Raw genomic sequence first — 23,443 nt, 5'->3', positions numbered from 1 at the left:
ATGCTGCACATTTATAACACCCTTTCCCGTGCCAAGGAGCCTTTGAAAACGGTCGAGCCCGGCAAGGTTCGCATGTATGTTTGCGGCATGACCGTCTATGATTTTTGTCATTTGGGGCATGCGCGCATGCTGGTGAGCTTCGATGTGGTGCAGCGCTGGCTGCGTGCCAGCGGCTACGACGTCAATTATGTACGCAACATCACCGATATCGATGACAAAATCATCCGACGTGCGGTGGAAACCAATCGGCGCCTGAATCAGGTTACCGAGTTTTACATTGCCGCGATGCATGCCGACGAGCATGCGCTGGGGGTTTTACCGCCCAGCGCGGAGCCGCGTGCAACCGAACATGTCAGTGAAATGCTGGGTATTATCGGGCGGCTTCAGGCCAATGGCCTGGCCTATCAGTCGGCGGACGGCGACGTTAATTATTCTGTGCGCGAGTTTGCCGGGTATGGAAAGTTATCGGGTAAATCGCTCGATGACCTGCGGGCGGGCGAGCGTGTGGCCGTCGCCTCCGGCAAGCGCGACCCGCTTGATTTCGTCTTGTGGAAATCGGCAAAGGCCGAAGAGCCGCCCGAGTCCAAGTGGGAGTCGCCCTACGGTCTTGGGCGCCCCGGCTGGCACATTGAGTGTTCCGCCATGAGCAAAGCGCTTCTGGGCCTGCCCCTGGATATACACGGCGGCGGCCCGGACCTTAAATTTCCCCACCACGAAAACGAAATTGCTCAAACCGAGGGGGCATTTGGCGGTACGCTGGCCAATATCTGGATGCATTGCGGGCCATTGATGGTGGATGCCGACAAGATGTCCAAGTCTTTAGGCAATTTTCGTACCATTCGTGAAACCGTTTCCGGCGGCGCCAGCCTGCCCGACGATGCCGCATCGTACCCGGTGAATCATCGGGAGGCGGAAATGCTGCGTTTCTTTATCGTGCGCAATCATTACCGCAGCATGCAGAATTACACGCCTGATAATCTGCTCGACGCGCAGAATTCGCTTGACCGCCTGTACCAGACGCTGCAAAACGTGCCTCCCGCATCCGTGAAAATCGATTGGCAAGACCCGGCGGCTCAGGGCTTTCGTGCCGCGATGGACGATGACTTCAATTCTTCGGGCGCGGTTGCCGCCCTGTTCGAACTGGCTTCGGAGGCCAACCGCACTGGGTCCGCGCAGTCGTCGGGCTTATTGCGTGAATTGGGGGGCGTGCTGGGACTGCTGCAATCCGATCCAGCCGCCTATTTGCAGTCGCCCAGCCGTTATCAGCGCGGTGGCAGTGTTGCCATTGCGCTTCCGGAAGCGCGTATCGATGCCTTGATCGAAGCGCGGGCCGCGGCCAAAAAAGAACGCAATTTTGCCGAGGCCGATCGGATTCGCACCGAACTGCACGAGGCGGGCATCGAGCTTGAAGACAAGCCCGGCGGTCTTACTCAATGGCGCCGCGCTTAAGGGAAGGGGCATGACGATTCAATCAGCAAGCATAGCCGCCGACAAACCCCATTTTTGGGATGAGGCATCCGCGCATTTGATGAAACGCGACCGGATACTGAAAAAACTCATACCCAAGCATGCTTCCGAGTGGCTGTCACCCACGGCCACGCCTTTCATCACTCTGGCGCGCGCCATCATTGGCCAGCAAATTTCGGTCAAGGCCGCCGATGCGGTGTGGGCCTGCTTTACCGAGCATTGCGGGCGCCGGCCCACGCCCGGGGCGGTCATGCAGGTAGAGGAAGAAGTACTGCGCGAGGCAGGCCTTTCCAAGCGCAAGGTCGTATACATACGTGATCTGGCGCAACATTTTGCCGAAAAAAAGATACGCCCGGCCGCCTGGACCGATATGGACGACGAAGCCGTTATTGGAGAGTTGTGTGCGATTCGCGGCATTGGCCGCTGGACCGCCGAGATGTTTTTGATTTTCAATTTGCAGCGTCCCGATGTTTTGCCTTTGGACGATGCCGGCTTGCTCAAGGCAATTTCGTTACACTATTTCAGCGGCGAGCCCGTCTCGCGCTTTGAAGCGCGCGAGGTAGCGCAAGCCTGGGCCCCGTGGCGTACTGTCGCAACCTGGTATTTATGGCGCAGTCTTGACCCTCTCGCCATTCAGTACTAAACAGAGTGAATTCACTCGTCTGGAAACCTGCACTTATGCGTAATACTTTCCTCGAATTTGAACAACCCATGGCCGAACTTGAGAACAAGATCGAGCAATTGCGATTTGTTCAGACTGACTCCGCGGTTGATATTTCCGAAGAGGTCGGGCGCCTCCAACAAAAAAGCCAGACCCTGGCCAAGAGCATTTACGCCAAGCTGACTCCCTGGCAAACGGCCCTGGTGGCGCGCCACCCGCAACGGCCGTATACCTTCGATTATGTGCGAGAGATATTTACCGACTTTCATGAGCTGCATGGCGACCGCATGTATGCCGACGATCTTTCCATTGTGGGCGGTCTGGCACGCTTCAACGGCACGCCCTGCATGGTGATCGGCCATCAAAAAGGGCGCGACACCAAAGAGCGCGCCATGCGCAATTTCGGCATGCCGCGGCCTGAAGGCTACCGCAAGGCCCTGCGCCTGATGCGCCTGGCCGAAAAATTCCGCGTGCCGGTGTTTACTTTTGTCGATACGCCGGGCGCCTATCCCGGCATCGGTGCTGAAGAACGCGGGCAATCCGAAGCCATAGGCCATAATCTGTACGCCATGGCCGAGCTCAGGGTGCCCATAATTTCCACCATTATCGGGGAAGGGGGCTCGGGCGGCGCGCTGGCCATTGCGGTGGGCGATGTGGTCATGATGCTGCAATACTCCACCTATGCGGTCATCTCGCCCGAAGGGTGCGCTTCGATCCTGTGGCGTTCCGCCGACAAGGCGCCCATCGCGGCGGAAGCGCTGGCCGTCACTGCTCCGCGCCTCAAGGAGCTGGGCCTGATCGATCGCATCGTCAACGAGCCTGTGGGCGGGGCGCACCGCGATCCCGTCATGATGGCGCGCCAGCTCAGCCGCGCTCTGGCCGATTCCCTGCGCCAGCTCTCCGGCATGACGGCCGACCAACTGATCGAGCACCGCCTGCAGCGGCTGATGACCTACGGCCGTTTCACCGAGACCCGTGCTTAAAATTGGCCCCGGAGCGTTTGGCTCGGCGGCGCTGGTTCAGGCTATTGCCGCAGCGGTCGCCGGCTTGCCCGATCGACCTTCCAGTCTTGGTGTAGGCATTAGCGGCGGCGCCGATTCGGCCATGCTGGCGGTGCATGCCACGCTTTTTGCCCGGCAGCAATTATTGCCCCTGCATTTTTTCCACATTCATCACGGCCTGCAAGACGCGGCGCAGCAATGGCAGGCGCATGTCCACGACCTGGCCCTGCGTCTTCAAGTCCCTTGCCACAGTGTCAGGGTGCAGGTCGATCTGTCGCAAGGAGACGGTATCGAGTCGGCGGCCCGCGACGCGCGTTATCAGGCTTTTGCGCGGCTCTCGGAACAAACGGGCGTGCGGCATGTTCTATTGGCGCATCATCGCAACGATCAGGCCGAAACCGTGCTGCTGCGCTTGCTGCGCGGTGCCGGCCCCGGCGGTCTGGCTGCCATGGCGCCGTGTTCCACGCAATACGGCCTGACGTACCTGCGTCCCTGGCTGGATGTGGATCGCCCGGCCATTCTTGCCCTGGCGGATTCTTTTTCCGAGTTGAGCGGCTGGCACCCGGTGCTCGACCCCACGAACGCCAACGACCACTACACGCGCGCCGCCCTGCGTGAGCGCCTGGTACCCGAGCTCGATGCGCGCTGGCCCGGGTGGCAGCGCAATCTGGCCCGCCATGCGCGCCTCAGCGGCGAAACACAGCAGATTCTGGATGAGGTCGCGGCCGCCGATTTTGCCGGCCTCGAACCCGCGCCCGATCAGGGCAGTTTTTCGCTTGCCGCCTGGCGCGAGCTGTCGCCGGCGCGCCAGGCTCTGGTCTTGCGCTACTGGTTGGCGCTGCAGGGGCAGCGCATGCCGACCGAGGCCCGCTTGTCGGACCTTATGCGTCAAATGCGCGGCCTGCATGCCTTGGGCCATGACAGGCAAATGCAGGTCAAGCATGGCCAGGTATGGATTCGCTGCCGTGTGGGGCGAGTGCTGCTGAGCGCAGCCTAGCCGGGTTTGCCGCGGTTTCCGCCGCGCAAAGCTAAGGCATTGAAAAAAAGCTAAAATAATCAGCTTTGTCTGTCTAAAGACAGTGTCCTTGATGCAGAGTGGAAGATGTCCCTGATTGTTCACAAATATGGTGGCACGTCGATGGGCTCGGTAGAGCGCATCCAGAACGTGGCGCGCCGCGTCGCCAAATGGCATGCCGCCGGCCACCAGGTCGTGGTGGTGCCGTCGGCCATGTCGGGCGAAACCAATCGCCTGCTGGGTCTGGCCAGAGAAATCAATTCGCAGCCCGATGGCCGCGAGCTCGACATGCTGGCCTCAACTGGCGAACAGGCCAGCAGCGCCTTGCTCGCCATGGCCTTGCAGTCGCAAGGCGTGCCGGCTCGCAGCTATACAGGCTGGCAGGTTCCTGTGCGTACGGATTCGTCCTATACCAAGGCGCGTATTCGTTCCATCGACGATGCACGCCTGCGCGCCGATCTTGATCTGGGGCGCGTTGTCATTGTGACCGGTTTCCAGGGAATTGACGACGAAGGCCATATCACCACTCTGGGGCGCGGCGGGTCGGATACATCGGCCGTGGCCATCGCCACGGCCCTCAAGGCCCATGAATGCCTGATTTTTACAGACGTGGATGGTGTCTACACGACCGACCCGCGCGTGGTGCCCGAGGCTCGGCGCATGACCGTTATTTCCTTCGAGGAAATGCTTGAAATGGCGTCGCTGGGGTCCAAGGTCCTGCAAATTCGTTCCGTGGAATTCGCAGGTAAATACCGCGTACCGGTGCGTGTGCTGTCGTCGTTGACCGATCCCCTGTTGCCGCTTGAAGAAGAAATGACTTCGGGCACTCTAATTACTTTTGAGGAAGACCAGAAAATGGAAGCCGCTGTCGTATCAGGCATCGCCTTTAGCCGCGACGAAGCCAAAGTCACTCTGTTGGCCGTACCGGACACCCCGGGCGTCGCTTATTCGATTCTGGGGCCGGTGGCCGCCGCCAATATCGACGTCGACATGATTCTGCAAAATCAGTCGGTCCAGGGTACGACCGATTTTTCATTCACCGTCAATCGCAACGACTTCGTCCGCACGCTCGACTTGCTGAACAACCAGATCGGCCCCGCTGTCGGCGCACGTGAAATCGTATCCGATGACAAGGTATGCAAAGTGTCCATCGTGGGTATCGGCATGCGCAGCCACGTCGGCGTTGCCAGCCTGATGTTCCGCACGCTGTCCGAAGAGGGCATCAATATCCAGATGATCAGCACCAGCGAAATCAAGACCTCGGTGATCATTAACGACAAGTACATGGAACTGGCCGTGCGCGCTCTACACAAGGCATTTGAACTGGATCAGGACAAAAGCGCGGTCTGATCCAAAGAGTGGGGGCAAGCGATTGCCGGTTTTGACACCCCAAGGGATGGCTGCTTCCTGCGCACAAGGCCTTTGATCATGCCTTTGCCAGACAAGCAGTCTATTCTCGTGATAGAATTCTGGACTCTTTCGGAGACGTGGCCGAGTGGTTGAAGGTACTCCCCTGCTAAGGGAGCATGCGGCTTATACCCGCATCGAGGGTTCGAATCCCTCCGTCTCCGCCAGTAAGTTAGTAAACAAGCGCCTTTCGGGGCGCTTTGTTGTTTCTACCCACCACATTACCCATCGCACCGGGTTTAGCGTCTCTGCAAATAATGGTCGGTTCCTGGGCGCATCAAACAACAATGCAGCAGGAACAGGGTTTTGATACTATTTAAACTGCTTCAGTATCAATGTTGAGGCAGTCATGGCCAATACCGTGAAGGTTGCCGAAATCAAGCGCCGAGGGCGGTGTATTCCAGGCACCTTGCTGATCGAATTTGCCTGCAACCGGGCCCGAATCATTTGCTCTCGATGGTCTGATGGCAGATCGGCATACGGACTGCCGCTTATGCGCATCACCCCCTGGTCTCCCAAGTTGCTGAAGTAGTCCGAATGCCTGCGTGGCTTGAATGCACGTATCTGCCTCAATTCAGGAGAACCGAAATGGTCAGCAAAAACACGATTTGCCTCTGGTACGACGGCGCCGCGCTGGATGCCGCGAAGTTCTACGCCGAAACGTTCCCGGACAGCGCGGTGGAAGCGGTTCATCACGCACCTGGCGACTATCCCTCCGGCAAGCAGGGCGATGTTCTGACCGTCGAGTTCACGGTGATGGGCATTTCTTGTCTCGGCTTGAATGGAGGCCCGATGTTCAAGCACAACGAGGCGTTCTCGTTCCAGGTTGCAACCGACAGCCAGGCTGAAACGGATCGCTTATGGAACGCGATTGTCGGAAACGGCGGCCAGGAAAGCGCTTGCGGCTGGTGCAAGGACAAATGGGGGTTGTCGTGGCAGATCACGCCACGCGCGCTGACGGCTGCGATCACAGATCCTGATCGAGCGGCCGCCAAGCGCGCGTTCGACGCCATGATGGGGATGGGAAAGATCGACATCGCCGCGATCGAAGCGGCTCGACGCGGCTGACGCTTCCTGTGCGTCATTTTGGCCGACTACCAGGACTATCACTGGGAGATCCACGAGCTTTGCCATTTGATTCGCCATGACACCCGCCGGGGTTTTGGCGGGGGACGACTGTGTTTTTGTGGATCGTCGATGGCTGGCGCGGCGCTGTATTAGAAAGGAACGCCGTCCAGCCGCCCCATTTTGCCGCTGGCAAAGTCCCGCTTGGTCTGGGCCAGGCGCTCGGGGGTATCCATGACGAACGGGCCGCCAAACAGGACGGCGCCCTGAACGGGAGCGCCGCCCAGCAAGGCGACATCGGCGCTTTGGGCTTTCGCCGCCGTCAAGGTGATTTGCTCGCCTGGGGTGAGGACAGCCAGGGCGCCTGGGCTGAGTTGGGAGCCACCTTCCAGATCAAGACTGCCGTCCAGCACATACAGGCCGAGTTCAGCCACATCGCCCACCGGCAGCGTAATGCTTGCTCCCGGTTCCAGGTGTACATGAGCGAAGAGGGTTGGGCTGGTGGTCTGCATTGGGCCTTCCACACCTTCCAGCCGACCTGCAATAACCCGAGCCTGCGCGCCTGTGCGTTTGATTTCGGGAATGTCCGCGGCGCGAAACGAGGCGTATGCCGGCTCCGCCAGCTTTTGTTCAGGCGGCAGGCTGGCCCAGAGCTGCAGGCCATGGCGCCCGCCGCTGGGTTGTTCCGCGTGCAGCATGCCGCGCCCGGCACGTATCCATTGCGCGTCGCCGGCTTCCAGGCGATCTTTAAAGCCCAGGCTGTCGCGATGTTCGACCCCGCCCTCCAATAAATAGCTGATCACTTCGATGCCGGCGTGAGGATGAGGCGAGTCGCCGATGCCACGCCGACTGCGGTGCCGGTAATGATCAATGAATACAAATGGCCCAAGCGATGTTCGAGCCGGCAGGGGCAGGGCGCGCCACAGTCGCATATCGCCATCATCGATGACGCGCTGGGAGGGCAGGATGGCTTCAATAGTGCGTTGCATAAAATGGATTCCGATTGTGGGGCAGCGACGAGCGCCATGAGGATGGTTCAGGCAGCGGCCTTGACTCCGCCGCTGATGCACAGCGTACCTACAGACCCCAGCAGTTCGACTGGGGCAATGCCTTCGCCATGGGTCACGACACCGCCGTCGATTTCGATCTTTCGCGCCGAGCCACCGGCTTTGACACTTAACGCAATCGCAGAAAGTTTGACCACTACGCCTTTTACCAAGGAGTCACCCGTCGCCCCGAACGTTTCGATGCCGCGGCGCACGACCAGGCTGCCGATGGGCTGGCTGATCTGGATTCCCACTGCGCCATCCGCATGGGTCGTAATGCGATCGAAATCAGCCGCGTTGACCGTGCCATCATACACATTGAAGCCGCGCGCACCTTGGCCGAATGTTTCGATGGGAGCGCTGACTTTCAGTTCGTTGACCACGCCGAAGTTGACGAAACCAATGCCGCTGGGGCCGTACGAGGTGAGTTTCTCCTGGGCGATCCAGCGATCCACCGTTCCCCAATTATCCAGCACCATGTCATTCACTCCATAGGTGACGACCGGCCCAAGATTACGCACCACATCGACAAACGCGCTGAATACAGTAAAGACTCCGCCGGTGATTGCATCGGGTGTGCCAGGAGCGATTTTGCCGTCGCTGTAGACGGCACCCGTTTCCAGTTGGGGAACGACCAGCCGACCCCCTTTAAAGCCGGCGCCGCTGACAAAAATGCCGCTGCCCAGCACCGGCGCAACGGGCCGTCCGGCGGACAAGCCTTTCAAGCTGGCACTGATGGCCACTTTCTCATCGGCCTGCATGTTCCACAGGGTGAATGCCCCTTGTGTCACATAGACGCCAAAACCCTGGGGCTTATCGGTTTGGGCCCGGGCATCGGCGGCGATAATATCCAATCCATCGACATCAACGTGGCCGCTGCGCACCTTGTCGCGCGCCAGAATTTGTACCTGGCCAATGGTGGCAACGCCCGCGAGTCGTATCCGGCCCAGGCTATCGACATTGGTGTCGTTAAAAATCGCTCTTTTGTCGACCGACGTTTCCAGGCGTATATCGGTCACCTCGTTATCCGAACTCAACTGCAGGCCATCGCTGCCCGCCGCAAAGGAAAGGCGCACCTGACCGCCTTCGCCCGCCAGTTTCTGCCCAGGGGCAAGCCGAAACGAGGGGAGCCCCGACAATGCGCCGCGCACCACGATGCTCTGTACTGCCGTGTCGCGGCTGGCAGCCAGCATTTCTTCATTGGTCGCCACAAGTTTTTGCTGGGAGATCATATTGATTCCTTTTGCGTTTTCACACAGGAGCGCGGGACAGCCGGGAGGGCTGCCAAATTATGAATCGGGGAGAGGTTGACCTTGCGCCTGCCGTGGCAATGTCTTGCCTGAAAAGGCTGCGGCGCGCAGGAGCTGCAGGGATGTCATCGTCCAAGGCTCCTTATGCATGCAAAAGAGAGTAAGAACAAAACAAGAGGCTGGAAGATATGCTACTCCCGATTCCTTACAGGCTCCTTGAATTCATATTGAAAAAAAACGCGTTTCAACGCGCGCTGAACTCCTTGGCATACTGGGATTCCTGGCCTCGATTTGCCGTTGCGCGGTGTGCTGATCGGGTATTTTTACCAGGCCGCTGCCAGGCATCTCCACGTTGCCCCCAGGGGAAATATTTGTCTTGACAATGGGGTCTGTCTGGGGCAAATTAAAAAGGGCCGTCTCGTTTTGATACATGAGAAATACAGCTGCAATAAAAGCAAGAAATAAAAAAGAAAAGTCGGTCCTGCATCAAAAAGTCGCTACTGCATCATTTCCGCCAACCCGAGTAGGAGGAGTGTTCAAATGGAAGACAAAAAAAAGAGCTCGACCGGCATCAGCCGCCGTGCAGTCCTGCAGCTTGCCGCCGCAACCGGCATTGCGCAGTTGGCGCCGCCGTTCATCATCCAGGCGCGTGGCGAACAGTCCGTCAAGCTTGGTCTGGATAACCCTCTGACCGGCACTTATGCGCAGACCGGCAAGAACGAAATGATCGGCTGCCAACTGGCGGTTGAGCAAATCAATGCCAAAGGCGGAATCCTCGGCCGTCCGGCCGAACTGCTGGTCGAAGACTCGACCAGCGGCGACGCGGGTACGGCTGTACAAAAGGCGCGCAAGCTGATCGATCGCGACAAAGTCAATTTCCTTCTTGGCAATGTGAATTCAGGGCTTTCGGTCGCCATGGCGGCCGTCTCCTTCGAGAAAGGTGTGCTGCATGTCGTACCGGGAGGCCACACTGACACGGTTACCGGCAAGACCTGCCACTGGAATGTCTTCCGGGTGTGCAATACCACGCGCATGCTGACCAATGCCATCGCCAAATCGCTGATGGACATGTACGGCAAGAAAATGTATTTCCTCACGTCGGACTATGCCTTTGGCCATACCCTGCAAGAGGGTTACGACGCCAATCTTAAAGAAGGCGGCGGCGTGGATCTGGGCGTGGACATGATCCCGCTGGGCACGTCGGATTTCTCGTCCTACCTGATCAAGGCGCAGGCGGCCAATCCGAACGTCATTGTGTTCCTCATGAATGGCGATGACCTGACCAACGCGCTCAAGCAGGCTGTACAGTTCGGCCTCGACAAGCGTTTTCATCTGGCCGGCGCCAATCAGGAACTCGAGACGCTCGAGGCGCTTCCTCCGGAAGCCCGCCTTGGCGACTGGGTGTTCGAATGGTACTGGAACCAGCCGAAAGTGCCTCATGTCCAGGAGTTCGTCGATGCCATCAAGAAAAAGACCGGCAGGGTTCCAACCTCGCGCACCTGGTTTGGCTTCGTAGGCGCCTGGACCTGCGCCCTGGCTGCCAATAATGCCAAATCGCTCGACGCCGTGAAGATGGCCAAGGCATTGCAGGGCTTTACGCTTCCGCCTGAAGTAGGCCTGATGCCCAATCCACCGTTTTACCGCGCCGGACAGAACCAGCTCATCGGGTCGCTTTATGTCGGTACCGCGCAGCCCAAAGGCAGTCTTCCCGACGACCTATTCCATGTCACCCGGGTGGTCGACGGCAAGACCGTGGCGGGCACGGTTGAGGCCTCGGGCTGCAAGATGACGTGGCCGGCCGCCTGACACATAGGCATCCGGGACACTGCATGCACTGCGGTGTTCCGGAATTTCCTGTTTGACCAAGCATGGAGTCCAATTCTGGCAATTGCGCACAACCGTCATCGAATGCATCTCATTGCCCGTTCAAATCTAGCCGCTCGATCTGTTGTCGCGAGCGGCTGTCTATGTCCGGCGCGAGAGCCATGAAAGGGAATACAAAGTGACTCAATTACTTCTTTTCAATATTTTCAACGGCTTGATCGTAGGTGCCTTCTATGCCTTGATGGCCCTGGGCCTTTCGCTGATCATCAATCTGACCAGTGTCATCAATTTCGCCCATGGTGGTTTCCTGGCGCTGGGCGCTTACATTGCCTATACGCTGGCTCCTTATCTTGGTTTCTGGGGCGCGCTGATAGTCGCCCCCGTGCTTACGGCAATCCTGGGCCTGCTGGTCGAGCGCGTACTGATTCGCCATTGCTACGGGCGCGATCCGCTCTACAGCCTGCTGCTCACTTTCGGCCTGGCCTATGTTTTTGAAGATTCCATCCGGTTTATCTGGGGCGCGCAAGGCTTGCCTTTCCAGATACCCGGTTGGCTCACACAGCCTTTGAGCACGTACTTTTTCTTCCTGACCGGCTATCGTGTGTTCATGGTTGCGCTGGTTGCGGTTGCCGTCATTGGTTTGTTCTTTGTGTTGAATCGCACGCGTCTTGGCATGCGCATTCGTGCCGGTACGCTTGATCTTGAAATGGTTTCGGTACTGGGCGTGAATGTACGCGTACTGCGCAATCTCAATTTCGGGCTGGGCATTTTCTTTGCCGGCCTGGCCGGCGTGCTTGCTGCCGGCCTGCTGGGCTTGCAGCCCACCATCGGCGATTCACTCATCATGCCCAGCTTCGTGGCCATTATCGTGGGCGGGATAGGCAGCCTGACCGGAACATTGCTGGGTGGTCTGTTAATCGGTGTTGCGGCGGGAGTGACCACGGTGTTTTTTCCCTCCGCCTCCGAGGCGGTCATTTACGTGATGATGGCGCTTGTTTTGTTGGTCAGGCCACGCGGCCTGCTTGGTGAAGAAGGAATGACCCTGTGAACCGCAAGAACAAAGCTATTTCCCTTGCCATACTCTGGCTTGCTCTGCTGACCATGCCTTACTGGATGGTGCCGATCGGCGGCTACACGGATCTTGCAACGCGTGTGCTGGTTCTGGGCCTGGCGGCGATGTCCGTGAATTTTCTGCTCGGTTTCACCGGGGTGCTGTCCTTCGGGCATGCCGCCTATTTCGGCTTGGGCGCTTATGGTGTGGGGCTGACGCTGAAGTACCTGGTTCCCAGCACACCGGTCGGTATTCTTGTCGGCATTCTTGTCGGTACCGCTGCCGCCGCGCTGGTCGGCATCCTGATCGTCAAGCTGCGCGGGATCTATTTCGCCATGGTCACGATCGCCATCGGCCAGGTGTTCTACTTCATTGCGTTCCGCTGGAGTTCGGTCACGGGGGGGGATGATGGCCTGACCGGATTCAAGCGCCTGCCCCTCGATCTTGGCTTTACCCAAATCGATATTCTGGGCAACGACAAGGCTTATTACTACATGGTGCTTGCCGTCTTTGCCGTGGCCGTGGGCGCCATGGCGCTGATACTGCGTTCCCCGTTTGGCAGAACCTTGCTTGCCATCCGCGAAAACGAACGCAGAGCCCGGTTCCTGGGGATTCCCGTAGACCGGCACATCTGGATCGCCTTTGTGATTTCATGTTTTTTCGTAAGCGTTGCGGGAACCTTGTATGCGCTGCTGAGCAATTTTACCGACCCCCGTGCCTTGCACTGGACTCTTTCCGGTAATTTTGTGATCATGGCCGTTCTTGGCGGCATGCGGTCTTTCTGGGGGCCGCTGGTGGGGGCCGCAATCTTCGTGGTGTTGCAGGATTACGTTTCCAGCCAGACCCAGAACTGGATGTTTTTCATAGGCGTGTTTTTTGTACTCGTCGTGCTGTTTTTCCCCAGGGGTGTGCTCGGCCTCATTCGGAGAAAGTCGTCATGAGCCTGTTGCAAGTAGAAAATGTCTCGCAGCACTTTGGCAGCCTGGTTGCCGTCAATGGCGTTTCCCTGGTGGTCGAGCCTGGCGAACTGCACGCAGTGATCGGGCCCAACGGCGCGGGCAAAACAACTTTTTTCAACCTGATCAGTGGGTTTTTCAAGCCGACGTCGGGTCGTATCCTGTTCGACGGCCAGGATATAACGCTGCTGCCGCCGCATGAGCGTGTCGCAATGGGAATGGCGCGAACCTTTCAGATTACCGAGATTTTCCCGGAACTGACGGTGCGCGAAAACCTGCGCATCCCGGTTGAACTGGCTCTTGGGCTGCGGCTTAAGCTTTGGCTGCCGAGGGCTCAGAACGCCCAGATCAGCGAACGGGTCGATGAACTGATCGCGCTGGGCGGCCTGACCGAAAACGCCGACAGGCTGGTGGGGGAACTCTCCCATGGCGATCAACGGGCCACGGAAATCATGATGTCGCTGGCCTTGAAGCCGCGGCTGTTGCTGCTCGACGAGCCCACCGCCGGCATGGGCAACCAGGAAACCTACAACACGGCGCTGCTGATTCGCAGGCTGCATAAATCGCAGAGCCTGACTATCGTGCTCGTCGAGCACGATATGCGCGTCATTTTCAATCTTGCCGACCGCATCACGGTGCTTGCGGAAGGCGCAGTGCTCGACGCAGGCACGCCGAGCGAAATCGCGGCAAGCGAACTGGTCCAGACTGCTTACCTGGGGAAAGCGGCATGAAAGCGCTCGAGGTCGAAGGGGTTCACACATACTACGGGAAAAGCCATATTCTGAAGGGCGTGGATCTGTATGTGGAAGAGGGCGAACTGGTAACCTTGCTCGGACGCAATGGCGCCGGGAAGTCAACCACGCTGCGCAGCATTGTGGGGCTTACCCCCGCGAAGACGGGAAGCATACGCATACTGGGCCAGCCTGCGATGCAATGGCCGCCCTATCGAATCGCCATGCTTGGGGTAGGTTTTGTTCCGGAAGGGCGGCGCATTTTCGCCAACCTCACGGTTGAAGAAAACCTGAAGGTTCCGATGGACCGCCCGGGGCCGTGGACGATCGCGCGGGTCTATGAGCTCTTCCCCCGGCTGGCCGAGCGCAAGAACAATAAAGGCCGCCAGTTGTCGGGCGGCGAGCAGGAAATGCTGGCCATTGCGCGGGCATTGCTGCTGAATCCCAAACTGCTGGTTCTGGATGAGCCATCGCAGGGCCTGGCGCCGCTGATTGTGCAGAATGTCTTCAAGGTCATTGTCGCAGCCCGCAATGAAGGCATGTCGGTGCTGCTGATCGAGCAAAACGTGCGGGCGGCGGTTGAAGTAGCCGATCGCGCTTATGTGCTCGATGACGGGCACATTGTTTATACTGGGGCCGCCGCCGAGTTTGCCAAGGATGAGGACCAGGTTCGCGCGCTCGCCGGGGCCAGCGCCGAAAAATGGGAAGCCATGGAATAGGTGCGGGCTCCGCGCCTTGCATTCCAGAGGGAAAGCCGATGTTCAAAGTCTATGCCATCAACGGGATCACGCCGGTCGTCGATCCTTCCGCCTACGTGCATCCCAGCGCTGTATTGATAGGCGATGTGATTGTCGGGCCGGGCGTCTATATCGGTCCCTTGGCCAGCTTGCGCGGCGATTTCGGGCGCATTGTGATCGAGGAGGGCGGCAATGTCCAGGATACCTGTGTGCTGCACGGCGTGGCCGGGACCGACACCGTTGTCGAGATCGATGGTCATATCGGCCATGGCGCCGTGCTGCATGGGTGCCGCATTGCCCGCAATGCGATGGTGGGCATGAACGCGGTAGTCATGGATGGCGCCGTTATTGGCGAGTCCAGCATTGTTGGCGCCATGGCGTTTGTGAAAATCGGCCTGCTTGTGCCGCCCCGCCATCTGGTGGTTGGGGCCCCCGCGCGCATCCTGCGGGAACTGAGCGACGACGAAATTGCCCAGAAAACCTGGGGCACGGCGCAGTACCATCACCTGGCGCGGCGCTCTTTGCAAACCATGCAGGCGGTGGATCCTCTTTCGCGGCCTGAAGCCGGCCGCCGCCGGCTTGCTTCGGCGGAGATCGATCCGCCGCGGGAGTAAACGGCTCAGCCTTGAGCGTCCATCCAGTTGGGGTCGAAACCTATGCGGGTCGAGAGCCGGGTGCAGATATTGGCCATGATTTCTTTTATTTGGGCAATGTCGGGGCGGGGTGTGCCGTCGATGCGCGCGATATGGGGAATATTGATGGCGGCAACCACGCGGCTGCCTATGCCGCGAATTGGAAAGGCAATATTGGTGACCCCCTGGGTCTGGATGCTGGGCATCGATGCGTAGCCGTCGGCGCGCACCTCTTTGAGCAGGGAAAACAGCTGGCCGGGGTCCATGTCCAGCTCGCCCTCGACTTTGATATGGCTGCTGAGCATGCGTGTGCGCTCGATTTCGTCCTGATAGGCCAGTAAAACGTGGCCCGACGAGGTATCGGTCAGGCCCATGACCACGCCGACCTTCAGGCCGAACGACCAGCGTTCCGGACTATCGACTTGCGCAATGACCACCACACGCCCATTCTGATAAATCGACAAGTGGCATGATTGCCGTGTGCGTTCGGCCAGCTCGTGCAGCAAAGGCAGGGCGGCACCGACCAAGGCCTTGATGGGTTGCTGGCGATGCGCCAGCCGGAACATTTTCAGAGTCAGGGTATAGCGGTCATTCTGATCGGCCTGGATATAGCCGCGGCGCTGCAAGGTAACCGCCATGCGAAATATTTCGTTCACATTGCGGCCCAAGGCCTGGCACAGCTCGTTGAGGGTATAGCCCTCGGTACTTTCGCTGAGCGCTTCCAGGATATCCAGGCCTTTTTCCAGTGCAGGCGCCGTGTAGCGGGCTCCGTTCTCCCTGGGTTCCTGTGGCGAGTCGAGAGTCTTGTCGTGTTGTGTGCCGCCCATACATGTGTTCCGGTGTTCGCGGTTAAGGCCGAGTGTTGAATGATACGTACAAAAGCCTGGCTTTTTCTATCGTGGCTATTATCTTAGCGGAAATAATTTTATATAAGAAATTTATTTTTATCAGAAAAATAAAATAACAAGAAAATCGGTTGAATTCTATCGCTTTGCTGTAAAAATAAATCATCTATTTAGGGAAAGCCCTAATTAAAACCACGCGTTTATCGCTTGATCGGCAACCCATTCATGGCTTAGGATAGCTTTCTATATATCAAAATTAATTTTATAAATAAAAACATTGCGGAAGTGTTTCATTGCGAAGCAATCCGCTGGTCTGGAAGTGGAATAACACGGTCGGCTGCAAATTTACGCGCTCTCAATAAGGTTCAACTGTGCAGGAGTCGAATGAGTTACGAGTTTGATTTTCAAAGTGTGCTGGCTTATTGGCCCATGTTTCTGAGTGGCGCGTGGACTACTTTGCAGATGTCGTTCTGGGCAACGCTGGTGGGGTTCGTGCTGGGAGTCTTGTGTGCCGTCGCACGCACCGGCGGCCCGTTGTGGCTGCGCAAGGTCGTTGGGGCGTATGTTGAAGTCATACGCAACACGCCTTTGCTGATCCAGAGTTATTTCCTGATATTCGGCATGTCCAATATCGGCATCAGAATGCCGATCATGGCGGGCGCGATCCTGGCCCTGGTGATCAATATCGGTGCGTACACCTGCGAAATCGTTCGCGCCGGAATCGAGTCCATACACAAGGGGCAGCTCGAGGCTGCCGAATGCCTGGGCCTGTCGCCCGCCCAGGTGTATTGGCATATTATTTTGCGCCCCGCAGTCGAACGGGTCTATCCGGCGCTGACCAGCCAGTATGTCCTGCTGATGCTGGTAACCAGTATCTTGTCGGCAGTGGGCGCCAACGAGCTGTTCGGGGTTTCCAATCAGGTGCAGGCCAATACCTTTCGGAATTTCGAGGTATTCATTGTGCTGTGGGTGGTTTATCTGGCCCTGTCGGTGCTGGTGCGCGCGGTATTTTGGCTTGTTGCGCAGTGCGTATTCGTGCGTCGCCGCAAGCTCGGCACTTCCTTGTAAAGCGAGTCATAATGAATCCGCAACAGTTCGACTATTTGCTGCAAGGTGCATGGGGGACGGTGGTGCTGTCCTGTCTGACTTTTGTCTTTGCGGGCTTGCTGGGCCTGCTGGTGGCGCTGTCGCGCATATCACCCGTGAGGGCGGTGCGCGGCGCCGCCTCGTTGTATATTCAGTCGATACAAGGCACTCCTTTGCTGGTTCTGATGGGCGTGTGTTTTTACGGCCCGAATCTGTTGGGCATGACAAGCGTGCCCGCCTTGTTTGCCGCCACGCTGGCGCTCACCATTCAATCCAGCGCCTATTTCGGCGAGATCTGGCGCGGCTGCCTTCAATCGGTTGCCAAGAATCAGTGGGAGGCCGCCGAATGCCTGGGCCTGAGCCGCCTGCAGCGCATGGTCAAGGTCATTTTGCCGCAGGCCATGCGTATTGCGACCCCGCCCACCGTGGGTTTCATGGTGCAGATCGTGAAGAACACCTCTATTGCATCGTTGGTCATCGGCTACGCCGAGCTGTCCTACAACGCCAAGATTCTGAACAATTCGACGTTCGAGCCATTTCTTTATTTTGGCTGCGCCGCCGTTTTGTATTTTGTTATTTGTTACCCCCTGTCTCGCTGGAGCCGGAAACTGGAAAGGAGGCTGAATGTCGCCCATAGTTGAGTTGAAGAATGTGCACAAGCGATTTGGCGATCAGCACGTTCTCAAGGGGATATCGCTGTCTGTCCACAAAGGCGAGATTGTTGCCGTGATCGGCCAGAGCGGGTCGGGGAAAAGCACGGCATTGCGCTGCATGGACCGGCTGGAAAAAATAGACGAAGGTGAAATTACCGTATGCGGCCATGAGCTGACCGGTGATCGTGTCGACCTGGGCGGCCTGCGCCAGGATGTGGGGATTGTGTTCCAGAGCTACAACCTGTTTCCGCATCTGACGGTGCTGCAAAACATCACTCTGGCTCTGATCCATGTCAAGAAACTGTCCCGGCACAAGGCCCGCGAGGTGGCCCATGACGTGCTGGTGCAAGTAGGCCTGGTCGACAAGATTGACGCGTATCCGGAGCAATTATCGGGTGGGCAGCAGCAGCGGGTGGCTATTGCCCGTTCCCTGGCCATGGATCCCCAGCTCATGTTGTTCGATGAAGTGACCTCGGCCCTGGATCCCCAACTGACCGGCGAGGTGCTCAAGGTAATCGAAGGGCTGGCCAGCAAAGGCATGACCATGGTTCTGGTGACGCACGAGATGGCGTTTGCCTATAAATTGGCCAGTCGTGTCATTTTCATGCACCAGGGGCTGGTTTGGGAAGAAGGCAGTAGCCAGATCCTCAAAAATCCGGCAACCAAGGAATTGCAGGATTTCGTGGGCAATGGTTTGTAGTTCGGCGCCGGCTGTGCCGCGGCATTGCGGCACAGCCGGATAAACACCATAAGGAGAGTGTCACTATGAATGTGAATAAAACAGGTATAAAAAAAGCGGTATCCCGCGCATTGGGGTTCGGTGTCATGGCAGGCTTGCTGGGACTGGCGAGCGTGTCGGCGCAGGCCAACGACTTGAGCACGGTCAAGGCCAACAAAGTGATTCGTATTGCGATCGACCTGGGCGCGCCGCCGTTCGGCACCAAGGATGCCACGCTCAAGCCGATAGGCTCCGACGTCGAGACCGCCGAGCTGCTGGCCAAAGACCTGGGTGTAAAGCTCGAAATCGTTCCTACCACCGGCGCCAATCGTGTTCCGTTCCTGTTGACCAACAAAGCCGACCTGGTGATAGCGAGCTTCTCGATTACTCCCGAGCGTGAAAAAGTAGTGGCGTTTTCCGTGCCCTACGCCGCCATCCAGGCCGTGGTGGGCGCCCCGAAAAGCATGAATATCAAGTCGCTGAAAGATCTGGTTGGCAAGACCGTCATTTCGACCCGCGGCACGACCAACGATCTGGCCATTACCAAGCAGGCCTTGCCCGGAACCAATATTTTGCGCTTCGATGACGACGCGACTTCGATTACGGCGGTGGCCAGCGGGCAGGGCGATATTTTCGCCACCGCGCCTCCTTTGCTCAAGGCGATCAATAAAAAGTCGCCCGGCAAGAATATGGAATCGAAGATTTTGCTGTCCACGGCCATGCTGGGTATCGGCCTGGACAAGAAAAGCACCGAACTCAAAGCCTGGGTCGACAACTGGGTGCGCGCCAATCTGAAAAACGGCAAATTGAATGGTATTTACGAGAAATACCATGGCTCTCCTTTGCCCGAAAATGTGTTGAGCGCCGGCAAGTAATACAGGCGGCGCACGCCCGCCGGCAAATCGGGCAGGGTGCGCGTCGTCAGGCAGGATGGGTGGGGCGCATGGGGCGCCGCATCTTTGAAGTATCGTACTTGGAGTGAATAATGGCAGGTCGTTTAGCAGGAAAAGTAGCATTGGTGACAGCGGCGGGACAAGGGATCGGTCGGGCGACCGTCGAGCAGTTCATGGCCGAGGGCGCACAGGTCATTGCGACCGATATCAACGAGCACTTGCTGGCCAGCTTGCAGGGTTGCCAGACTCGCCGCCTCGATGTGACCAAGCCGGCGGAAATCGCGGCGCTGGCCAAAGAGCTGGAAACCGTCGATGTGCTGTTCAATTGCGCTGGCTACGTCCACGACGGATCCATCCTGAACTGCGATCTCGATGCCTGGAATTTTTCCTTCGATCTGAATGTCACGGCCATGTACCACATGATCCAGGCATTTTTGCCCGGCATGCTGCAGCGCAAGCGCGGTTCGATCATCAATATGTCGTCGGCGGCTTCCAGTATCAAAGGGGTTCCCAACCGCTTTGTCTATGGCACGACCAAGGCCGCGGTCATTGGCCTGACCAAATCCGTGGCGGCCGATTTCGTGTCTCAGGGCATACGATGCAATGCGATTTGCCCCGGTACGGTCGAGTCTCCTTCACTCAAGGGGCGGATTGCCTCCCAGGCGAGCAAATACGGCAAGACAGAACAGGAAGTGCACGAAGCCTTTGTGGCGCGCCAGCCTATCGGGCGCGTCGGCAAGCCCCAGGAAATTGCCGCCCTGGCTGTGTACCTGGCTTCGGACGAGTCGTCATTCACGACCGGCACGACGCAAATTATTGACGGTGGCTGGTCGAACTAGCTTTTGTATTTACAAGGAAGAATCATGAAATTATTACGTTATGGCCCAATCGGCAGTGAAAAGCCCGGGTGCCTCGATGCCCAGGGCAAAGTACGCGATTTATCGGGCAAGCTGTCCGATATCGACGCCCGGACCCTCAGCCCGGCACAATTGAAAACATTGCAGGCTATCGACATTGCAAGCCTGCCGGTCGTGGCGAACCCCGGCCGTATCGGCGTTCCGTACTCCGGCCTGGGAAAATTCATTTGCGTAGGCTTGAACTATAGCGATCACGCCGCGGAGACGGGGGCCGAAGTACCCAAGGAACCTATCCTGTTCAACAAGTGGTCCTTGCCGTCCGGCCCGACAGATCCCATCGTCATGCCCAAAGGCTCTGTCAAGACCGACTGGGAGGTCGAGCTTGGCGTGGTCATCGGCACCAAGGCGCGCTATGTCGGCCTGGACGATGCCTTGAAGCATGTGGCGGGTTATTGCGTGGTAAATGATGTCTCCGAGCGCGAATACCAGATCGAACGCGGCGGCACCTGGGACAAGGGCAAGGGCTGCGATACCTTCGGACCGGTGGGTCCGTGGCTCGTTACCGCCGACGAAATCGCCGATCCCCAGAACCTGGGCATGTGGCTGGACGTCAATGGCAAGCGTTTCCAGAACGGCAGCACCAAGACCATGATTTTCAATGTGGCCTATCTGGTCCACTACATCAGCCAGTTCACCACGCTTTATCCCGGAGACCTGATCTCCACAGGCACTCCGCCCGGCGTCGGCCTGGGGCAGAAGCCGCCTCTTTACCTGAAAGCCGGCGATGTGGTGCGCCTGGGCATTGAAGGCCTGGGAGAACAAGAGCAAAAGGTCCATGCCTGGGATGCAGGCTTGCTGGACTGATGCTTTTGCGTGTTTTGGTATGGGCATTGCGCGGCTCCCCGGAGGCGCGCAATCCGAGCAAGTGAACTAGTTGAAACTGCATTATCCGGAGACTGTTGATGTTTGGAATATCGTTTAAATATGTGGTGGCCACAAAAGCCCTGGCTCTGGCCGGGGCGTCTCTGATTGCCATGACTTCTTTTGCCGCGCATGCCGAGAGCTATCTCGACAAGATCAAGCAGCGTGGCGTGATCAAAGTAGGGATCGTGGTGGATTTTCCTCCCTACGGAATTACCAATGCCGCCAATCAGCCCGATGGCTACGATGCGGATGTGGCCAAGCTGCTGGCCAAGTCCCTGGGGGTCAAGCTCGACCTGATTCCGGTTACAGGCCCCAATCGCATTCCTTATTTGCTGACCGACAAGACCGATGTGCTGGTTGCATCGCTGGCCATTACGCCCGAGCGGGTCAAGCAGGTTCAGTTCTCCAAGCCGTATTCGGCCGCCAGCATGGTCCTGATGGGGCCTGAAAAAACCCATATCAAGGCGCCGGCCGACTTCGTCAACTACACGATAGGCGTCCCGCGTGCCGGCACAGCCGATCTGGGCTTGATGAAAGTGGCGCCCAAAGGCACCAATATCCGTCGCTTTGACGACGACGCCTCGTCGCTGCAGGCCATGATCGTGGGCCAGGTGGATGCCGCCGGAACATCGTCGGTCATCGCCGGGGACATCCAGAAGCGTTATCCGGGAAAATTCCAGGTCAAGTACATCATCAACGAGCAGGTCATGGGCATCACCATGCAGTACAAGCGCCCCGAGCTGCTCGATGCGGTCAACAAATTCATCAAAACCAATATCGATAACGGCGAATTCAATACGTTGTTCGAAAAATGGATAAAAATGCCTTTGCCGCAATCGGTGGTCGTGGCATCGGCCAAATAGCCCAGGGGCGCGAGCCTGCTTATGCAGGCCCGTCCGGATTGGCGTGGGCCGGGCGCCCGAGGCGCCCGCCAGCCCGTCAATAAGGGCATGCAGGCAAGGGGCTATGCAGGTAAGGCGCGCGCGGGTAAGGGCATTACCCGAAAATCTCCCGCCCAAAGAAAAACCGCCTAGAGAGTTGGTGCTCTAGGCGGTTCTAACTAGCTGAAAATACTAGTGTAATTCTGGTGCGGCTGGCAGGATTCGAACCCACGACCCCTTGGTTCGTAGCCAAGTACTCTATCCAACTGAGCTACAGCCGCTGCAAAGAGGCGTAACTATAACATATATTTTTTTCTTTGTCGTGAAGTGCTGTAATAGCGCCTGTCGTCTGCCCAGGGCAGGCGCTTCGCCCGATGCGGGCCGTTTGGCGGGTTCGTCAGGTCGTGGCCGAAAATGACCGCTTGCGCCGCTTGCGAGAATATTGATTATTATTCATTCTACGTCTTGGGCTCGTCGCACGATCCAAGTCCGGTGCCGGTAGCACCTCAACCAACCAGGAGGCATTCTTGTCCAACTCACCCAAAATCACTTGCGTTGAAGACTTTCGACGGCTGGCCGTGCGCCGCGTACCCAGAATGTTCTACGATTACGCAGATTCTGGTTCCTGGACGGAAGGCACCTACCGCTCGAACGAAAGCGATTTCCAGAGACTGAAGCTGCGGCAACGAGTCGCTGTCGATATCGAAAAGCGCTCCATACGCAGCACCATGATTGGTACAGACGTCGCCATGCCGGTGGCCATTGCCCCTACCGGACTGACCGGCATGCAACATGCCGACGGCGAAATCCTGGGCGCCAGGGCCGCGGAGAAATTCGGCATTCCGTTTACGCTGTCCACCATGAGCATTTGCTCGATTGAAGATATTGCCGCCCATACCCACCAACCCTTCTGGTTCCAGCTGTATGTGATGCGCGATCGCGACTTCATCGAGCGCCTGATAGATCGCGCCAAGGCCGCCAATTGTTCGGCGCTGGTATTGACCCTGGACCTCCAGGTTCTGGGCCAGCGGCACAAAGACATCAAGAATGGCCTGTCGACCCCGCCCAAGCCCACGCTCGTCAATCTGCTCAACCTGATGACCAAGCCGCGCTGGTGCATGAACATGCTGGGTACCAAACGCCGCACTTTTGGAAATATCGTTGGCCATGCCAAGGGAGTGGGCGACCTGTCTTCCCTGTCGTCCTGGACGGCCGAGCAATTCGATCCCAGCCTGAGCTGGGGCGATGTTGAATGGATCAAAAAACGCTGGGGCGGAAAACTCATCCTCAAAGGCATCATGGATGCCGAAGATGCGCGCTGCGCGGTCGATAGCGGCGCCGACGCGTTGATCGTATCGAATCACGGCGGGCGCCAGCTCGACGGCGCACCGTCGTCGATTTCCGCCCTGCCTCATATTGTCGAGGCAGTGGGCAAGCATATTGAAGTCTGGATGGATGGAGGGATACGCTCGGGGCAGGATGTGCTCAAGGCGATAGCGCTGGGCGCGAAAGGCACCATGATAGGCCGGTCGTTCCTTTATTCGCTGGGTGCCATGGGCGAAGCGGGCGTCACGCGCTGCCTGGAACTTATCGCCAACGAACTCGATGTAACCATGGCATTTTGCGGGCGTACGAATATCCGCGATGTGGACCGTTCGATCCTGCTGAACGCCGATCTGTTCGACAGGCCAGGCCGGTCCTGAAATAGGGCGGCTTTGGCCAGGCGCGCATGCGATCGCTCGG

At 58.0% G+C, this 23,443-nt stretch carries 23 protein-coding genes and 2 tRNA genes; 21 read left to right on the top strand and 4 right to left on the bottom strand.

Annotated elements, in window-relative coordinates; genetic code table 11:
• From cysS to ACYVIS_RS05285, 7 genes are all read left to right on the top strand, one after another.
• The gene (gene cysS / locus ACYVIS_RS05315) at positions 1–1,449 is read left to right on the top strand and encodes a cysteine--tRNA ligase (protein WP_460873428.1); all 1,449 of its coding nucleotides are present in this window, start codon (positions 1–3) and stop codon (positions 1,447–1,449) included.
• Between the two features lie 16 nt (positions 1,450–1,465).
• The gene (locus tag ACYVIS_RS05310; RefSeq protein WP_370635997.1) at positions 1,466–2,110 is read left to right on the top strand and encodes a DNA-3-methyladenine glycosylase family protein; all 645 of its coding nucleotides are present in this window, start codon (positions 1,466–1,468) and stop codon (positions 2,108–2,110) included.
• A 35-nt stretch (positions 2,111–2,145) separates the two neighbouring features.
• The gene (locus tag ACYVIS_RS05305; RefSeq protein WP_232743923.1) at positions 2,146–3,111 is read left to right on the top strand and encodes an acetyl-CoA carboxylase carboxyltransferase subunit alpha; all 966 of its coding nucleotides are present in this window, start codon (positions 2,146–2,148) and stop codon (positions 3,109–3,111) included.
• A gap of 43 nt (positions 3,112–3,154) precedes the next feature.
• Positions 3,155–4,126, top strand: a complete 972-nt coding sequence (tilS, locus tag ACYVIS_RS05300) for a tRNA lysidine(34) synthetase TilS (RefSeq protein WP_460873433.1) — start codon at positions 3,155–3,157, stop codon at positions 4,124–4,126.
• A gap of 105 nt (positions 4,127–4,231) precedes the next feature.
• The gene (locus tag ACYVIS_RS05295) at positions 4,232–5,494 is read left to right on the top strand and encodes an aspartate kinase (RefSeq protein ID WP_232743922.1); all 1,263 of its coding nucleotides are present in this window, start codon (positions 4,232–4,234) and stop codon (positions 5,492–5,494) included.
• 131 nt (positions 5,495–5,625) lie between these two features.
• Positions 5,626–5,718 (top strand) — tRNA-Ser (locus ACYVIS_RS05290).
• Between the two features lie 421 nt (positions 5,719–6,139).
• Complete coding sequence (locus tag ACYVIS_RS05285; protein WP_460873427.1) at positions 6,140–6,619, top strand: VOC family protein; 480 nt, start codon at positions 6,140–6,142, stop codon at positions 6,617–6,619.
• Positions 6,620–6,768: 149 nt separating this feature from the next.
• Here the strand turns inward: ACYVIS_RS05285 and ACYVIS_RS05280 are convergent, their stop codons facing one another.
• The gene (locus ACYVIS_RS05280) at positions 6,769–7,605 is read right to left on the bottom strand and encodes a pirin family protein (protein WP_460873426.1); all 837 of its coding nucleotides are present in this window, start codon (positions 7,603–7,605) and stop codon (positions 6,769–6,771) included.
• 47 nt (positions 7,606–7,652) lie between these two features.
• Positions 7,653–8,894, bottom strand: a complete 1,242-nt coding sequence (locus ACYVIS_RS05275) for a hypothetical protein (protein WP_460873425.1) — start codon at positions 8,892–8,894, stop codon at positions 7,653–7,655.
• Between the two features lie 558 nt (positions 8,895–9,452).
• On the opposite strand from ACYVIS_RS05275, the gene ACYVIS_RS05270 reads away from it, so the two are divergent.
• The 6 genes from ACYVIS_RS05270 (at position 9,453) to ACYVIS_RS05245 (ending at position 14,825) form a co-directional block, all read left to right on the top strand.
• Positions 9,453–10,718, top strand: a complete 1,266-nt coding sequence (locus ACYVIS_RS05270) for an ABC transporter substrate-binding protein (protein WP_232744415.1) — start codon at positions 9,453–9,455, stop codon at positions 10,716–10,718.
• A 196-nt stretch (positions 10,719–10,914) separates the two neighbouring features.
• Complete coding sequence (locus tag ACYVIS_RS05265; RefSeq protein ID WP_232744414.1) at positions 10,915–11,784, top strand: branched-chain amino acid ABC transporter permease; 870 nt, start codon at positions 10,915–10,917, stop codon at positions 11,782–11,784.
• Between the two features lie 53 nt (positions 11,785–11,837).
• A complete protein-coding gene (locus ACYVIS_RS05260) occupies positions 11,838–12,728 on the top strand; it encodes a branched-chain amino acid ABC transporter permease (protein WP_232744634.1) in 891 nt (296 codons plus the stop codon).
• On the top strand, positions 12,725–13,474 hold the full coding sequence (locus ACYVIS_RS05255) for an ABC transporter ATP-binding protein (RefSeq protein ID WP_460873424.1): 750 nt from the start codon (positions 12,725–12,727) through the stop codon (positions 13,472–13,474). The genes ACYVIS_RS05260 and ACYVIS_RS05255 overlap by 4 nt, the downstream gene beginning before the upstream one ends.
• Complete coding sequence (locus tag ACYVIS_RS05250; protein WP_232744412.1) at positions 13,471–14,193, top strand: ABC transporter ATP-binding protein; 723 nt, start codon at positions 13,471–13,473, stop codon at positions 14,191–14,193. The genes ACYVIS_RS05255 and ACYVIS_RS05250 overlap by 4 nt, the downstream gene beginning before the upstream one ends.
• A gap of 38 nt (positions 14,194–14,231) precedes the next feature.
• Positions 14,232–14,825 carry a phenylacetic acid degradation protein PaaY gene (locus tag ACYVIS_RS05245; protein ID WP_232744411.1) on the top strand — a complete coding sequence of 198 codons (594 nt, stop codon included), beginning with the start codon at positions 14,232–14,234 and terminating at the stop codon, positions 14,823–14,825.
• Between the two features lie 5 nt (positions 14,826–14,830).
• Here ACYVIS_RS05245 and ACYVIS_RS05240 read toward each other — a convergent pair whose 3' ends face one another.
• Entirely contained in the window at positions 14,831–15,670 is an 840-nt protein-coding gene (locus ACYVIS_RS05240; RefSeq protein WP_232744410.1) for an IclR family transcriptional regulator, read from the bottom strand.
• 402 nt (positions 15,671–16,072) lie between these two features.
• On the opposite strand from ACYVIS_RS05240, the gene ACYVIS_RS05235 reads away from it, so the two are divergent.
• The 7 genes from ACYVIS_RS05235 (at position 16,073) to ACYVIS_RS05205 (ending at position 21,682) form a co-directional block, all read left to right on the top strand.
• Entirely contained in the window at positions 16,073–16,756 is a 684-nt protein-coding gene (locus tag ACYVIS_RS05235) for an amino acid ABC transporter permease (RefSeq protein ID WP_232744409.1), read from the top strand.
• A gap of 11 nt (positions 16,757–16,767) precedes the next feature.
• Positions 16,768–17,415 (top strand): amino acid ABC transporter permease, encoded by a 648-nt coding sequence (locus tag ACYVIS_RS05230; protein ID WP_232744408.1) that lies wholly within the window; start codon positions 16,768–16,770, stop codon positions 17,413–17,415.
• Complete coding sequence (locus ACYVIS_RS05225) at positions 17,399–18,127, top strand: amino acid ABC transporter ATP-binding protein (RefSeq protein ID WP_232744407.1); 729 nt, start codon at positions 17,399–17,401, stop codon at positions 18,125–18,127. The genes ACYVIS_RS05230 and ACYVIS_RS05225 overlap by 17 nt, the downstream gene beginning before the upstream one ends.
• Before the next feature lie 65 nt (positions 18,128–18,192).
• Positions 18,193–19,020, top strand: a complete 828-nt coding sequence (locus tag ACYVIS_RS05220; protein ID WP_232744406.1) for a transporter substrate-binding domain-containing protein — start codon at positions 18,193–18,195, stop codon at positions 19,018–19,020.
• A 110-nt stretch (positions 19,021–19,130) separates the two neighbouring features.
• On the top strand, positions 19,131–19,877 hold the full coding sequence (locus tag ACYVIS_RS05215; protein WP_232744405.1) for an SDR family oxidoreductase: 747 nt from the start codon (positions 19,131–19,133) through the stop codon (positions 19,875–19,877).
• 24 nt (positions 19,878–19,901) lie between these two features.
• A complete protein-coding gene (locus tag ACYVIS_RS05210) occupies positions 19,902–20,759 on the top strand; it encodes a fumarylacetoacetate hydrolase family protein (RefSeq protein ID WP_232744404.1) in 858 nt (285 codons plus the stop codon).
• A 98-nt stretch (positions 20,760–20,857) separates the two neighbouring features.
• Complete coding sequence (locus tag ACYVIS_RS05205; protein ID WP_232744403.1) at positions 20,858–21,682, top strand: transporter substrate-binding domain-containing protein; 825 nt, start codon at positions 20,858–20,860, stop codon at positions 21,680–21,682.
• 222 nt (positions 21,683–21,904) lie between these two features.
• Here the strand turns inward: ACYVIS_RS05205 and ACYVIS_RS05200 are convergent.
• A tRNA-Arg gene (locus ACYVIS_RS05200) sits at positions 21,905–21,981 on the bottom strand.
• 246 nt (positions 21,982–22,227) lie between these two features.
• Here ACYVIS_RS05200 and ACYVIS_RS05195 point away from each other — a divergent pair.
• Entirely contained in the window at positions 22,228–23,403 is a 1,176-nt protein-coding gene (locus ACYVIS_RS05195) for an alpha-hydroxy acid oxidase (protein ID WP_255696722.1), read from the top strand.
• The last annotated feature ends 40 nt before the right edge of the window (positions 23,404–23,443 follow it).

The organism is Paralcaligenes ginsengisoli, from assembly GCF_054781135.1.
Note: the sequence above shows the minus strand (reverse complement) of the source record. Positions and strands in the feature narration are given on the sequence as shown.

Excerpts from the sequence above, each read along its gene's own strand:
- cysS (WP_460873428.1), top strand. The coding sequence starts at position 1 with ATGCTGCACATTTATAACACCCTTTCCCGTGCCAAGGAGCCTTTGAAA.
- ACYVIS_RS05305 (WP_232743923.1), top strand. The coding sequence starts at position 2,146 with ATGCGTAATACTTTCCTCGAATTTGAACAACCCATGGCCGAACTTGAG.
- ACYVIS_RS05295 (WP_232743922.1), top strand. The coding sequence starts at position 4,232 with ATGTCCCTGATTGTTCACAAATATGGTGGCACGTCGATGGGCTCGGTA.
- ACYVIS_RS05285 (WP_460873427.1), top strand. The coding sequence starts at position 6,140 with ATGGTCAGCAAAAACACGATTTGCCTCTGGTACGACGGCGCCGCGCTG.
- ACYVIS_RS05280 (WP_460873426.1), bottom strand. The coding sequence starts at position 7,605 with ATGCAACGCACTATTGAAGCCATCCTGCCCTCCCAGCGCGTCATCGAT.
- ACYVIS_RS05275 (WP_460873425.1), bottom strand. The coding sequence starts at position 8,894 with ATGATCTCCCAGCAAAAACTTGTGGCGACCAATGAAGAAATGCTGGCT.
- ACYVIS_RS05270 (WP_232744415.1), top strand. The coding sequence starts at position 9,453 with ATGGAAGACAAAAAAAAGAGCTCGACCGGCATCAGCCGCCGTGCAGTC.
- ACYVIS_RS05260 (WP_232744634.1), top strand. The coding sequence starts at position 11,838 with ATGCCTTACTGGATGGTGCCGATCGGCGGCTACACGGATCTTGCAACG.
- ACYVIS_RS05255 (WP_460873424.1), top strand. The coding sequence starts at position 12,725 with ATGAGCCTGTTGCAAGTAGAAAATGTCTCGCAGCACTTTGGCAGCCTG.
- ACYVIS_RS05250 (WP_232744412.1), top strand. The coding sequence starts at position 13,471 with ATGAAAGCGCTCGAGGTCGAAGGGGTTCACACATACTACGGGAAAAGC.
- ACYVIS_RS05245 (WP_232744411.1), top strand. The coding sequence starts at position 14,232 with ATGTTCAAAGTCTATGCCATCAACGGGATCACGCCGGTCGTCGATCCT.
- ACYVIS_RS05240 (WP_232744410.1), bottom strand. The coding sequence starts at position 15,670 with ATGGGCGGCACACAACACGACAAGACTCTCGACTCGCCACAGGAACCC.
- ACYVIS_RS05235 (WP_232744409.1), top strand. The coding sequence starts at position 16,073 with ATGAGTTACGAGTTTGATTTTCAAAGTGTGCTGGCTTATTGGCCCATG.
- ACYVIS_RS05230 (WP_232744408.1), top strand. The coding sequence starts at position 16,768 with ATGAATCCGCAACAGTTCGACTATTTGCTGCAAGGTGCATGGGGGACG.
- ACYVIS_RS05225 (WP_232744407.1), top strand. The coding sequence starts at position 17,399 with ATGTCGCCCATAGTTGAGTTGAAGAATGTGCACAAGCGATTTGGCGAT.
- ACYVIS_RS05220 (WP_232744406.1), top strand. The coding sequence starts at position 18,193 with ATGAATGTGAATAAAACAGGTATAAAAAAAGCGGTATCCCGCGCATTG.
- ACYVIS_RS05215 (WP_232744405.1), top strand. The coding sequence starts at position 19,131 with ATGGCAGGTCGTTTAGCAGGAAAAGTAGCATTGGTGACAGCGGCGGGA.
- ACYVIS_RS05210 (WP_232744404.1), top strand. The coding sequence starts at position 19,902 with ATGAAATTATTACGTTATGGCCCAATCGGCAGTGAAAAGCCCGGGTGC.
- ACYVIS_RS05205 (WP_232744403.1), top strand. The coding sequence starts at position 20,858 with ATGTTTGGAATATCGTTTAAATATGTGGTGGCCACAAAAGCCCTGGCT.